Raw genomic sequence first — 14257 nt, 5'->3', positions numbered from 1 at the left:
TAATTAAAATGTAACATTTAAACCAAGATTATAAATGCGTTGTGTTGGGTACACACTAATTACGGTAGTGGTACTGTTCCCGTTTTCAGGGTCAACCTGGTACAGGTCGGTTACGTTTGTCCAGGTGAGCAGGTTATTGCCATTGGCATATACCCTGATTGCGGAAAGGCGTAACTTTTTAGCCAGTGAATTAGGAAACAGGTAACTGATTTCTGCCGTTTTTAAGCGTACATAATAATTGTTCCTGGTCCAGAAATCAGAGAAATTGTTTGTTGCGTTAGGGAAATTGGTAACAGCATTACCACCCAATCTGGGAAATATGGCAGTAGCTGCAGTCTCGGGTGTCCAACGTTGTAAATGGATGGGCTGATAATTTGAGTTACCCGGTGTAATGGTTTCGGAGTGAAAACGGGTGCTGTAGCCATAAGAACCCTGGAAAAATACATTCAGGTAAAAGTTCTTATAACCAAAGTTAAAGTTTGCACCATAGGTGGTATTCGGCAGGTTTGGCTTACCAATTACCCCTTTATCGGTATCATCAATAATGCCGTCGCCATTTAAATCCTGGTATTTCATATCGCCAGGCCCTACGGCAGTTGTAGGTTTAGCCACTTTTGGATCAGCAATTTCTGCCGCGGTGTAAAAGCCTAAAAAGTGCCATCCGAAATACTGCCCGATAGGGTTGCCTGTTGCCGCTAACCAGGGGTAGGCAGGCTGCGCCTCATCCTGAAAAAGGATTTTATTTTTGGCATATGAGAACGTTAGCCTCACTCCGGCAGAAAAATCGTTTATTTTTTCGTTATAACTTACCTCACCATCAAAACCCCTGTTGTTTACTTTACCGAGGTTAACCGGAGGCAAACCTACACCAATAGTGTATGGAACGCTTTGCCGGGTTGTTAAAATATCGTAACGGTTGTTGTTAAAATAATCGGCGGTTATTTTAAGTTTTCCTTTAAACATATTCAGGTCGAAACCTACGTCGAGTTTTTTCTCTTTCTCCCAGGTTACATCTAAATTGCCTAAACTGCCCTCGGTAATGCCATTATACGAAGTGCTGGTTGTACCGAAGTTATACGAGCCTGTGGCCGAAGTATATAACTGGAGGTATTTTTTGGCCCCGCCAATATCATCCGATCCTACCAGACCATAAGAGGCCCTGATTTTAAACAAATCGACAAACTTGACATTATCAGAGAAAAATTTCTCTTCAGAAATATTCCAGCCAATGGATGCAGCGGGGAACCAGCCCCTGGTTTTTGTTCCTGTAAACCTGTCGGTGCCATTATAAGCCGCATTAAACTCTACTAAATACTTGTTTTTATAATCGTATCCTCCTCTTAAGGTGGTTCCGGTAACTACCGTTGGTACACCCGGACCTTGATTGGCATCGGCAGTGGTGGTAGAATTGATCACCCGGTTATCATTGTATAATGCCAATGCATATACATGATGGTCACCAAAATTGCGGTCGTAGTTTAAAGAAGACTGGGTACTTATGGTACGAAAAATACTGGTATTGCTATAACCTGCCGAAAAAGGCGGGGTACGGTATTGTGTTGCATTTAATGGCAGGTATAGTCCTGTGGCCGAGTTATAAAGATAATATGGCAAGGCGGTTCTGCTGGCACTTACAGTATAGCTTTGGGCACTTGCGTAAGACAATAATACTTTAGCGGTTAAGCCTGGAGTGACAAAATCAAGTTTCTGACTAGCACTCGAAACAATATTCAGGTCGTTATCAAAAGTTCTGGAATAACCCGACTCTGCCAAACGACCAATTATACTGGTATTGGCATTGGTTAACAAGGGGTTATATGGATAGGAACCATTCGGATTGGTAACCGGGAAAGCCCATGGAGGTAAATACCCGCCACTGTAAATTTCGCCAACGATACCGTTTCCGTTTGCATAATAAGCATTACCCTGCTGGGAGTTGTATGGCTGGTTGGTTTCGCCAAAACGACCTGTTAAATCTAAACGGATGCTTAATGTTTTGGTTGCCTGAATATCTAAATTAGACCTAAAATTATAACGTTTATAATAAAAATTACTGTTTACGCCATTATCCGAGCTAAAATCGCGCACATTACCGTTTTGCCATAAATAACCTGCCGAAACGAAATATTTAACACTCTCGGTACCGCCCTGAAAATCGAGGTTTTGGCGGGTAATCATTGCCCCTGGTTTAAAAATGGTTTTCCACCAATCGATATCCGGGTGACCATAGGGATCGGTATGATCTCTGTAGGCCGCCAGATCGGCATCTGAGGCATAAGCTTTATTGGTTAAATCGCCAGAATTCCTGAGGGCTTCATTATTCAATAATTTCGCTTCGTATGAATTGAGGAATTCGGGTGTATTCACATCCATCTGGTAACCCGCTTCCGATTTCAGGTTGATACGTGGCTTACCAGCTAAGCCCCTTTTAGTGGTGATTACCAAAACCCCGTTAGCCCCTTTGATGCCATAAACCGCTGTGGTTGAAGCATCTTTTAAAATGGTAACGGTTTCTACCTCATTGGGATCGATGTCTGAAACCTGATTATAATCGTATTCCACATCATCAACAATAATTAATGGTGATGCGCTGCCGGCATAAGTACTTACCCCGCGGATAAAGAAAGCCGCTCCGTCTGCACCAGGCTGACCGCTTCTTTGTTGTGAGGTAAAACCCGGTAACCTGCCTGCCAACGTATTCTGGATGCTTGCACTTGGGTTTTGTTTAATTTCTGTAGCAGAAATAGAACTGGTAGCACCTGTATTGGTAATTTTCTTCTGTTTACCAAAACCAACCACCAAAACCTCATCTAAACCTTTGGTATCAGGCTTTAAGTTGATCGATACGGCTGTTTTTCCGGCTACATTTACTTCCTGTGTTAAGTAACCGATCGATTTAATAATAAGGATTTTCGAAGTTCCTTTTAAACTGAACTGAAACCTGCCCTCGCCATCGCTTACGGTACCGTTATTGGTTAATCCTTTTTCTACAACGGTAGCACCGGGTATCGGGCCTGAATCGTCTACTATGGTTCCTCTTATAACCGTTTGCGCCAAAGAAATGCCGGGCAACAGGGTTAAAAGGATTAATAATTTATATAATATTTTTTGCATAACATGTATGGTTATCATTTAACAATTTTAAAATCTCCAATTACCAGCCCGGATTTTGTGTTAGGTTTCTGTTTTTGTTTACCTCGCTTGCGGCAATTGGGTAACGATACATTTTAGAAGCATCGAACGATACATTTAGTACATTGGTTATGGTATAGGAGAATGTGCCATTCGCATTTTTAATAATCTGCATGCCATGTAAGGTGCCGTTTAATACGTTTTCGGCTATTTTCCACCTGCGGATATCCCAAAAACGCTGTTCTTCAAAGGCCATCTCTACCCTGCGTTCGTGCCTGATGGCTTCCCGCATTTCGGCCTGGTTCATGGTGGTTTTTAAACCATGCTGATAACCTGCTGTACTGCCTATGGCGATACCTGCTCTTAACCTTATCGCTTTTAGCTGGTTAAAAGCTTCGGCCCTGTTTACAGCATTATCTGCTGCTTCGTTCATGGCTTCTGCATAATTGAGCAGAATTTCGGCATACCTGAAGATTGGAAAATTATGCGTTTGGTTACTGTAAACAGTGGCAGTTTCGAAAGTTTCGTTCAAGAATTTACGCATGTAATAACCTGTACGGGTTTGCACGTTTACCGCACTGCCCGGTTTATCAAGTCCGCCATCATAAGTCTGAACGATTCTATTCAGCCATTTTGAGTTGTTGTAGAAAATAGTCCTGTAAAACCTCGGATCTCTTCCGGCATAGGGGTCAGCAGCATTATAGCCTGATGCAGGATCGCTGATTGCCCTGCCATTGGCCATATCAAAAGCATCAACCAATTCTTGCGTTGGACTGGTATAGCCAGAGCCTGATGCATTGGTAGCAGTATAACCCACCGGTGCATTCCTGGTTTCGAGATCAAAAGTTACTCCACGCTGATAGGCCAAAATAACCTCCGTATTTTTTCTGGTATTAAAAACCGAAGTATAGGCCGCTGTTAACGAAAATATATTCAGGCTCATTACATCTTTAGCGGCCTGTGCGGCTGAGGCCCATTTGGTTAAATCGTTGTTTGGATTATTCAGCGGACTGGCATCGTATAATAAAACCCTCGCTTTTAAGGCAAGTGCTACTCCCTGGGTCATCCTGCCATAATCCTCATCTGCGGCCAGCGAATTATCTGGTCTTGCAATGGTTTTTAGGGCATCACATTCATCCACAATATATTTCAGGCAATCTGCATAGCTATTTCTGGGTAACTGAATATCATCATTTACGCCTAAAACCCTGTCGCCCATTAAAGGTACACCGCCAAAACGTTTAATCAGCTCGAAATAAGCTATTGCCCTCAGTATTCTGGCTTCTGCTTTCCAGTACACTTTTAATCCTTTCTGGTTTAAAGGCACCACATCGATATTAGCCAGAAAAATATTAACCTTTCTGATGGTCTTATAATTATTGTCCCACGAATTGTCTACCGGGCTAACAGCAGAAATGCGGCCGTTTACAAAATATTCTATCGTACTCGCAGGCGAGGAGCTGATCGCATCGTCAGAGGCTGCATCAAGCACATCGTTGCCGATTCTATTGTATCCGTTCGGCAGGTAAGAGTAGATATCGGCCAGAAAGGTTTTGGCCTGTACGCCTAACGAATCTGTTTTATCGAAAACATAGGTAATATCCTGACTGATCGGTTCGGTTTCGTATAATGGTTTTTTACATGCCGAAAAACCTACAATGGTGATTGCTAAAACACCAGCTATTTCTTTTATCTTAATTTTCATATTGCCCGACCTTAAAATTTAACATTTAAACCTGCGTTAACTACCCTTTGCAGCGGATAACCACTTCCGTAAACTTCAGGGTCTACCCTATCATAAGCCGAAAAAGTAACTGCATTTACAGCGTTTACGAAGAAGCGGATAGATGCCAGTTTTAATTTATTGGTTAGCAGTTTTGGCAAAGTATAACCCAGCTCTACATTTTTTAAGCGTACATAACTGCCATTGTGTAACCAGTAAGAAGAGGTAGCCTCGTTGTTTGGATTTGAACCTATGGTTAAACGGGGCTGCGTTGCAGTGGCCGCTGTGGCGGGTGTCCACCGGCCGAGGTTCTGTTCATAAGCCTGTCCTAAACCATTGTTCTGAAATGCCCATTCGGTTGAACCCGACAGGTAGATATACCGGTTTTGTACCCCTTGCAACAGCGCTGAAAAATCGAAACCTTTATAACTGAAGCCTAAATTAAGGCCATAAAACCAGATTGGATTATTGTTTTTAAGCGCCTGTATATCAAGTTCATTTATAATACCATCGTTGTTTAAATCTTTGTATTTAATATCGCCGGGAACAGGTGTATAACCCTGAATTTTTGCACTGGAGTTAATCTCAGCCTGGTTTTGAAAAAGTCCATCGGCTATATATCCAAAAGTCTGGTCTTCGCGTTGTCCTGTTCTAACCATCCATGGGTATGGCCTGTCAATTTCATCCTGGTATTGAATAATTTTTTGAAGCGAAAAAACATTTGGCGCAATGTAATAGTTAAAGTTGCCGATGTTGTTGCTGTACCTTAAATCGAATTCCAATCCAGAATACCGGTTAATACCTATGTTTTCCGGAGGGTAAGCGATGCCTAAAAGTGCCGAATTTCTTCCTCTGGTTTGTACCAGATCGAAGTTTTCATTATTAAAATAATCTGCCGCAACAGATAATTTGTTATTAAACAGGCTTGCATCTATACCAAAGTTATATTGGTTGGCTTTTTCCCAGGTAATGTTAGGGTTGGCCAATGTACCTTCTGTTGTACCGGCAATTGCTGTTGGTGTAGTACCATAATTATAAGTACCACCCGTTATATAATACTGATTGTAGGCGAAATAACCAGGATTTGCATTGCCTGTATAAGCATAGTTAGCCCGCACTTTAAGTGTACTTAACCATTTTGTATCTTTTAAAAAATCTTCTTTAGCAATGTTCCAGCCCAAACCGAAACCGTAAAAGAAACCATAGCGATTGCCTTTTTCATATCGGTTTAAACCGCTATAACTTAAAGCTGCCTCTGCCAGGTATTTTTCTTTAAAATTATAATTTACCCTTCCCGATAAATTATTGTAAATCATCGGGACCTGATTGGCTGTTTGTGCACTTTGCGAATTAAATTTTAGTAAAGCACTAATGCTGTGATTGCCATAGGTTTTATCCAGGCCTGTAGAAAAATCTACAAATAAATTTCGGCTCTGCCCGGTATTGGTAGAAAGATTAACCTGCTGCCCGTCTACACCGAATTTCTGGTACACATCTGGGTTAGTGCCGGCGAGTTTATAAACCGCATATTGTTTGGTGCGGATGATATTTTCCGACACACTGGTATTAAAACTTGCCAATGCTTTTACCCATAAACCTTTAGTCAGATTATCGAGTGTTTTACGTAAAGAGATATCAGCAGAAACATCGCGTGTGCTGTTGTAAAAATAACCCGATTGTGTTGTTGCTGCCCATAGATTGGTTTGATAATCGGAGCTGCCAGCTAACGAACCATTAGGATTAAAAACAGGATAGGCATTGTTTGGCGTAGCAGCCAGTTGCGAAAAGATATTATTACTACCAAAGTTAGATAAAGTTGTACCTGTGGTAAAAATTGCACTGTTGGCACCTGCACCACCCGGTTGGTTTCCATTTTGGATACGACCGAACAAATTGAGGTTTAATAAAGTAGTTGGTGTAATATCAATATCGATATTGGTGCGCACGAGGTACCTTTTATAGTCGGTATTGGTACTGTAAGGGTTTTTATTATCATCTTGCTTCAGAATACCACTCTGGTTAAGGTAATCTACATCAAGAAAATAGCGGGTGGAGTTACCCCCGCCATAAGTATTTAAGTTATACCTGCTAAAAAGTGTATTTGGTTTCAGGATGGTGCTGTACCAGTCTACATCAGGATGAAATACAGGATCTGACCCGGTGGCCCATGCATTTAGATCGGCGGCCGTGTAGCGTGGTGCCTTGCCATCATTAGCCAGGGCCTCATTATATAAAGTAGCATAATTAAAAGCATCCAGAGGCTTTGGCAATTTTACTGCCGATTGCAATCCCGCCTGTGCGGTTAACGAAATGCGCTGTTTTCCTACCTCACCTTTCCGCGTGGTAATCATTACAACACCGTTAGAAGATTGCTGTCCAAGCATTACAGCAGATAAACCATCTTTTAAAATGGTTACTGATTCTATTTCTTCAGGATCGATAGACGAATAATCTCTCGGCACGCCATTTACCAAAACCAGTGGCACATTGCCCCTTACAGTTATACTTGTACCATCGGCACCTGGCCTGCCATTACTCTGTAAGGTATATAAGCCCGCAAGCCTGCCCGATAAGGCATTGTTTATACCCGCTACAGGCACTTTTATTAAATCGTTGTTATAAACAGTGGCGGTTGACTGCAGTTTGGTTACGGTAGATTGCTCTCCGTACAGTACAGGCACGGCAACCTGCTGTTTTTGGTTTTCTATTAAGCTCACGTTTAACAGCGCCTGTTTAACCTCAGTTTCTTGTATCAGATAACCATTAAGCGTAAAAATCAGCACATCGCCTTCAACTGCACTAATTTTATACTTCCCGTTTTTATCGGTAGAAGTGTTGGTACCGGTTTCTTTAATGGAAACCTTCACACCAAACAAGGGGTTTCCGAAGTTATCGGTTACAGTTCCTGTTACTTCCAACCGATGGTTTTTAGTAAATCCGGTTTTACCTGTTACATGGCTTTTGACTCGTATTGCATTTGCATTGGCCAGATTTGGGCACACCGCATATACGGTTAACGAAAAAAGCATCAATTGCTTAAAGTAAGTTTTCCTCATATAGTTATAGTTTGTTGGTACGTTGCTCGTTACCTGCCTAAAAAAATGATAGCTCATTTTATTATAGGTGAATCAGTTTTTGGTTATTATATATTTGGTTATTGTTTGCATTTTAGTTGTAAATGCATAAGGCCAAATCTATTTAGAAGAGAAAAAACGGAGGGGGTAAAATCCTAAGTAAATAGGGTGAAAATTCTAAATAAAGGCATAAAACAACATTAAAAAGGGAACAAACAGGCAGATAATTGTTAAAATTGCCTGCGCTAAAGGCATCTTGTTTTTATAATGGAAACATTTTGTACTTTTAATTGATAAAAGCTAGCCATCCTTCATTTTACACCAACATGAAATCCCTGTTTACATGTACATTAGTTTTTTTTATCTCTTTATCTCATGCCCAGAACAAATACGCTTTTAAACACCTCAATGTAGAAAACGGGCTTTCTCAAAGTTCTGTATTATCAATTGCCCAGGATGGTAAAGGTTTTATGTGGTTTGGTACCCGCTTTGGCTTAAACAAATACGACTCGCAATCTTTTAAAGTATATAACCACCAAAACGGTAACCCAAAAAGCCTCAGCTTTTCCTCCTATCTATCAACAATTTTAGCTTTAAAAGACGGCACATTGCTAATTGGCACATCGCAAGGCCTTAATAAATACAATGAAGCCGGCGATGATTTTGACTGTTATAAGCATAACGATAACGCCTCTAACAGCATTAGCGCCTCTGCAATAAACTGCATTTTTCAGGATAAACAAAACCGTGTTTGGATTGGTACCAGCAATGGCCTGAACCTTCTCAACCAAAAAGAGAGATATACATTTAAACGTTTTTTTTATCAGAAAAAGCAGCCTCTGAAAATTTATACCATTGCCGAAGATCATTCCGGTGCTTTGTGGCTGAGTACTTCTAACGGCTTAATGCGTATGGTTTTTAAAAATGGCAAAAGCTACCTGACTTATTTTAAGCAATTTAGTGAGGCGCTTAACAGTGCAATTGATAACCACATTACCAGCATGGCAGAAGACCGTGAAAACAACCTGTGGATTGCCACCAAACAAACTGGTATAAGTAAACTAAACCTGAGTACCAGGAACATTACCAATTACAGATACTCAAGCCTTAATCCAAAGGGAATAAGCAGCAATAACATCCGGAAAATTATACTCGACCGGGAAGGAAAACTATGGATCGGAAGTTTACATGGCATTAATATTTATGATCCTGCTACCAAAAGCTTCAGCACTTTACAAAATGAACCGGAAAACCCTTCCAGTTTAAGTCAGAACTCTGTTTACGATATTTATCAGGACCGGCAGGGAATCATTTGGACAGGCACCTATTACGGCGCCATCAACATGGTTTATCCTAATTATACGCCTTTTAAAGTTTACCGGAGCAATACCGCCGCAAATGGTTTAAGCAGCAACGTAATCAGTTCGATTATGGAAGATCAGAATCAAAATCTGTGGATCGGTACGGAGGGCGAGGGGCTGAATTATTACGACAGGAAAAACAATACCTTTATCCGTTACAAGTACAACCCCAATAACCCCAAAAGCTTAAGTGCAAACCTGGTTAAAGCTGTAATAAGAGATAAAAAAAACAGGATTTGGGTGGGTACCCATTATGGAGGATTAAATCTTTTTCAACCTGAAACCAAGACTTTTGTAAGGTACAACAGCAGTAAAAACGACACCTCATCACTAAGTAGCGACGAAATTACCTCCGTTTTTGAAGACAGTTACGGCCGGTTTTGGGTAGGCACCAATGGTGGCCTTAATACTTTTAATGCAACAACCGGAAAATTTATCCGCAACCGCTTAAACGGGCTTTCTGATGCTGTACTTAATATATTCGAGGATACTAAAAGAAGCCTCTGGGTGGCCACCAATTCAGGACTTTACCAGCTAAAAAAAGATTCGTCCAGGTTTATTGGTCGCGTGGCCGCAGCGCCGGAAATTTTAAAATACAATGAGGTGAGTTGTTTAACGGAAGATAAAGATGGGTATTTACTCATCGGGACGCTGCGTAATGGACTCTTTAAACTTGATGCAGCACATCACCGCTATATCAGGATTACTGCTGCAGATGGCTTACCCAGCAACAACATTATGGGAATTTTAGAAGACGATTTCCGGAACCTGTGGATTACGACCGACAAAGGTTTGTGCAAGTATAACCCGAAACAGAAAACCTTTAAAACCTACAATACCAAAGACGGTTTGCCGGGTAATGAATTTAATTACAAATCGTTCCTGAAAGACAGCAAGGGAGCTTTTTTCTTTGGTGGATTAAGCGGAATGGTGAGCTTTTACCCAAACGAAATTAAAGAAAATAAAAACACCCCTCCCGTTATATTTACCGGGTTAAAGCTGTTTAATAAGACTGTAAATTTAAGCGATCAGGGTGGACCGCTTAAACAGAACATCAGCACCCTCAAATCAATCACATTTTCATCCGATCAAAATGTATTTGCTATCGATTTCACGTTGTTAAACTTTATAAAAGCAGATAAAAACCATTATGCCTACAAGCTTGATGGCTTTGAAAAAAACTGGAACTATGTAGACATTCCTTCTGCCAGTTATACCAATCTTTCTCCCGGAAATTATACCCTGATGGTTAAAGGCACCAATAATGACGGGCTTTGGACTAATACCATCAGCACAATACAGATTAAGGTATTACCACCGTTTTACAGAACCTGGTGGGCATATCTCATCTATTTCGGTGTTTTTGCAGGCATATCCATCGTATTTGTACGCTATTTACTGATCAGGGCCGTGCTCAAAACCGAAAAAGAAGTTAACGAACATAAACTTGAGTTTTTCACCAATATTTCGCACGAAATCCGTACGCCTTTAACACTGATTGTTGGTCCGTTGGATAAACTGATTGAAAATGCAAAAGACGATCCCTCCCTGAACAGAGACCTGCAGCCCATTAAAAACAATGCCGATCGTTTAATGAACCTCGTTACCGAACTGCTTGATTTTAGAAAAGCAGAAAGTGGAAAAATGACTTTACATGTAAGTCCGGGCGATATTGTTAAATTCTGCAGGGAAATATTTCTCGCCTTTCAGAACATGGCGATCTCCAAAAATATTGATTATGTTTTCGAAACCACGCCACCCGAATTTGAGCTTTATTTTGATAAGGTACAAATGGAAAAAGTATTGTTTAACTTATTATCAAATGCATTTAAGTTTACCCCTAATCATGGAAAAATAAGTTTAAAAATTTACCAGGAAAATCAAAACATTAACATCCTGATCTGCGATAATGGAAAAGGGATCCCTCTTGAAAACCAGGCCAGCCTGTTTGCCAATTTTTACCAGGCCAACGCAAACTCAACCATCGGTACAGGTTTAGGGTTATCCCTATCGAAAAGTATTGTAGAACTGCACCATGGTGAAATCACTTTTAGCAGTACACCCCAAAATGAAAAAACATTTGGTGCCACCTGCTTTACGGTAAGTTTAAAAACCGGAAAAGCGCATTTTAACAGTACAGATTTAATCTCCGATTATGTTTACTACGACGATGCAGCCAATTACAGTGCACCTGCAACACCTGCCGGATACTTAAAAGAAGAAAACATTATAGCGCTACCAGTTGCAGAAAAAGAGAGAAAAAGTATTTTATTGGTTGAAGATAATGAAGATGTAAGGGCTTTTATTAAAAATGCGCTGAAAGATCAATACAGCATTTATGAAAGTGAAAACGGCGCTACCGGTTTAGCCTGTGCACTGGAACTTATCCCTGATCTGATTATCAGTGATGTGATGATGCCGGTAATGGATGGCCTTGAGTTATGCCGCAAATTGAAAACAGATGAAAGTACGAGTCATATCCCGGTTGTATTATTAACCGCCCGATCGGCTTATGTGCATCAGATTAATGGTTTTGAAAATGGCGCCGATGCCTATATCATGAAACCTTTTAATCTAAAAATCCTGGAACTCAATATCCAGAACCTTTTAACCGCCCGCGAAACCCTTAAACAAAAATTTGCGCAGGTAATTACATTAGAACCTAAAAACCTGGTAATTAACACCACCGAGCAAAATTTCCTGAATAAAATTATACAGGTTATTGAAGACCGTATCGCTGATCCCGATTTTGATGTACCTGCCCTGGCTTCGGCAATTGGCATGAGTCAGCCTGTGTTGTATAAAAAAATCAGGGCACTAACCGATCTTTCTGTAAACGATTTTATTAAATCGCTCAGGATAAAAAGGGCGGCACAGCTGCTTAAACAGGGTTCAGGTAATATTGCCGAAATTGCTTATGCTGTAGGTTTTAGCGATAGAAAATACTTTAGCTCGGAGTTTAAAAAGCACTTTGGTAAAACACCAAGTGAGTTTATGGGTGATAGCTGATAATGAATTTTGTACGCTATTCCAAATAAACAACCCAATCTTCTTCTTCCCCCAGCTGTGGATCATTAATTACCAGAAAAAATGCTTCTATAATCATCTGCATATTTTCGTATTGTTCAAAAAGGTATTCTTTTTCCATTAATTTAATGCTGCTTTTATTGCTAAAGGCTGCATAAAGCCACTCTAAAAGCCCCAAACGCAATTGTTTAATTTTTTCGGGCACAAAAAAAGTTTCAATAAATAAATATGGATTTTTAACATGATGAGGTGGCAGGGTATTTACCTCACACAATTGGGTTTGATATGCTTCAATAGCTGCATAATCTGCCTCTTTTACAACATATTGTTTATATATCAGTTTTTTAGCGGCAATAATGTAACCGGCATTAAGCAATTGTGTAAACTGGTTATAAAAGAAAAAGTAATTCGAACTGTTATTCACATGGCTTTCTTTTGCCAGGGCTATTTTATACCAGTTTTTAAGATAAGTTTTGTGCCCCGCAAGACTATCTAACGTAAAAAAATGCTCAATTACGGCAAATGGATTTTGGAAAAGATTATGATCAAAAGCCAGAGGTGATGTACTTTCAAACACCGCTAAATGATAATACCTGTCGATACTTTTAAAGCTATTTTTAGTAACAATCCTTTCATGGATTAACCAGCAGGCTTCCAGCATTTTCCTGGTATTGCCATACACTTCGTAAATATGGGCATCCCACTCCTGATCGAGTGTATTTTCCAACCCGGCCAGCAGCCATTCTTTATAGGCAATTTTATAGCTATGGGATTGAAAGAACAGGTACATTTCCAGAAAAATTAATTTAGGATTTTGCATTTCCCCTTTGCTTAACAATTTCGGACTATAATCAAGCAGAACCGATTCCCGTTCCAAACTGCTTTCATCGGCCGTAATGGCTTTTACAAAATCAGTATCTGCTTCCCTGTGGTTAAAAATCAGGTCAGAATAATCGAAAAGCGGGAGTAGTTTTTCGTAAAAACGTAGTAGCTGTGCCGGATGCTTCTGTGGCGAATAATCATATTCGTTCTGTGGCGGATTTAACCAGGTTTTTAAAAACTGTAAACTGGTGTTAATACTTCCCATAGCAAAAAAGCTTTCGATGGCATTAATAAAACTCACGGTTTCTTTTTTAAAATGATATACTCCTTCCATACCTTGTATTTTTATTATATTAGCTAACGAATTTAGCAAAATAAATAAGTAATTACTTATAAAAAATAAGAAAATCTTAAAATAATTATGCAACAAACTGAAAACCAGCGATTAAAAATATTAATGGATTTGCTAAAATTCAGGACACAGAAAGACTTTGCGATAGCGCTGAATATTAAACAAGGCTCTTTATCGGATGTTCTTCGCGAAAGAGGCGGTTTAAAAGTATCAAATGCCATTAAAGATAAACTGGAACTTAAATTCGATGTAAATTTAACCTGGTTTGAAACCGGAACAGGTGAACCCTTTTTTAAAAAGAAGCCAGGCGTTAGTGAAAGTAAAGAGGGGGTTCCGTATTTCGACATGAGTTTATCGGATGCAAAAGATCTGATTGTACAGGAAGAAAGGGCAGAGTACCTGGTAAATTACCTTCCTTTTAATGATTGTACTGCTTATTTGCCTGTATATGGCGATAGCATGTACCCAAAATATGCTGCCGGCGAAATTATTGCGGTTAAAGAAATTATTAATCTGGAAATATTACAATGGGGAGAAGCTTATGTGGTAATGACGGATGAGGAAAGCAATAGTTTGCGCACCATAAAACTGATTTTTCAGCACCCGGATAATGCAAAATTAATCCTCCGTTCATCAAACCCCGATTTTACTGGTGATACAGTAATCGATAAAAAGAACATTCAATCGCTTTATATTATTAAGGGAAAAATTACGCGGAATATTATTTAGAGGCATGGGGCAGTTGGTTAACTGGTTAAATTGGTTA

6 protein-coding genes are annotated in these 14257 nt (G+C 40.0%); 2 read left to right on the top strand and 4 right to left on the bottom strand.

What is annotated here, in order from left to right:
* Positions 1-3: 3 nt before the first annotated feature.
* Genes ACTJKC_RS04335 through ACTJKC_RS04325 form a run of 3 tightly spaced genes read right to left on the bottom strand, consistent with a single transcriptional unit; the run spans position 4 to position 7911 of the window.
* Positions 4-3114: a SusC/RagA family TonB-linked outer membrane protein gene (locus ACTJKC_RS04335; protein WP_440790442.1), complete on the bottom strand. Its 3111-nt coding sequence runs from the start codon at positions 3112-3114 to the stop codon at positions 4-6.
* A gap of 40 nt (positions 3115-3154) precedes the next feature.
* Positions 3155-4837 (bottom strand): RagB/SusD family nutrient uptake outer membrane protein, encoded by a 1683-nt coding sequence (locus ACTJKC_RS04330; protein ID WP_440790441.1) that lies wholly within the window; start codon positions 4835-4837, stop codon positions 3155-3157.
* A gap of 11 nt (positions 4838-4848) precedes the next feature.
* Positions 4849-7911 (bottom strand): SusC/RagA family TonB-linked outer membrane protein, encoded by a 3063-nt coding sequence (locus tag ACTJKC_RS04325; RefSeq protein ID WP_440790440.1) that lies wholly within the window; start codon positions 7909-7911, stop codon positions 4849-4851.
* A gap of 344 nt (positions 7912-8255) precedes the next feature.
* Here ACTJKC_RS04325 and ACTJKC_RS04320 point away from each other — a divergent pair, with 344 nt between their 5' ends.
* Positions 8256-12299, top strand: coding sequence for a two-component regulator propeller domain-containing protein (locus tag ACTJKC_RS04320; protein WP_440790439.1), 4044 nt, complete (start codon positions 8256-8258; stop codon positions 12297-12299).
* A 16-nt stretch (positions 12300-12315) separates the two neighbouring features.
* On the opposite strand, the gene ACTJKC_RS04315 is transcribed toward ACTJKC_RS04320, so the two are convergent.
* Positions 12316-13473 carry a hypothetical protein gene (locus tag ACTJKC_RS04315; RefSeq protein WP_440790438.1) on the bottom strand — a complete coding sequence of 386 codons (1158 nt, stop codon included), beginning with the start codon at positions 13471-13473 and terminating at the stop codon, positions 12316-12318.
* Between the two features lie 87 nt (positions 13474-13560).
* On the opposite strand from ACTJKC_RS04315, the gene ACTJKC_RS04310 reads away from it, so the two are divergent.
* Entirely contained in the window at positions 13561-14220 is a 660-nt protein-coding gene (locus tag ACTJKC_RS04310; protein WP_344848585.1) for a LexA family transcriptional regulator, read from the top strand.
* The last annotated feature ends 37 nt before the right edge of the window (positions 14221-14257 follow it).

Source organism: Pedobacter sp. 22226, from assembly GCF_052045455.1.
Classification (GTDB): Bacteria; Bacteroidota; Bacteroidia; order Sphingobacteriales; family Sphingobacteriaceae; genus Pedobacter; species Pedobacter jeongneungensis.
Note: the sequence above shows the minus strand (reverse complement) of the source record. Positions and strands in the feature narration are given on the sequence as shown.

Coding starts and splice junctions, on each gene's coding strand:
- ACTJKC_RS04310 (WP_344848585.1), top strand. CDS start 13,561: ATGCAACAAACTGAAAACCAGCGATTAAAAATATTAATGGATTTGCTA.
- ACTJKC_RS04335 (WP_440790442.1), bottom strand. CDS start 3,114: ATGCAAAAAATATTATATAAATTATTAATCCTTTTAACCCTGTTGCCC.
- ACTJKC_RS04315 (WP_440790438.1), bottom strand. CDS start 13,473: ATGGAAGGAGTATATCATTTTAAAAAAGAAACCGTGAGTTTTATTAAT.
- ACTJKC_RS04320 (WP_440790439.1), top strand. CDS start 8,256: ATGAAATCCCTGTTTACATGTACATTAGTTTTTTTTATCTCTTTATCT.
- ACTJKC_RS04330 (WP_440790441.1), bottom strand. CDS start 4,837: ATGAAAATTAAGATAAAAGAAATAGCTGGTGTTTTAGCAATCACCATT.
- ACTJKC_RS04325 (WP_440790440.1), bottom strand. CDS start 7,911: ATGAGGAAAACTTACTTTAAGCAATTGATGCTTTTTTCGTTAACCGTA.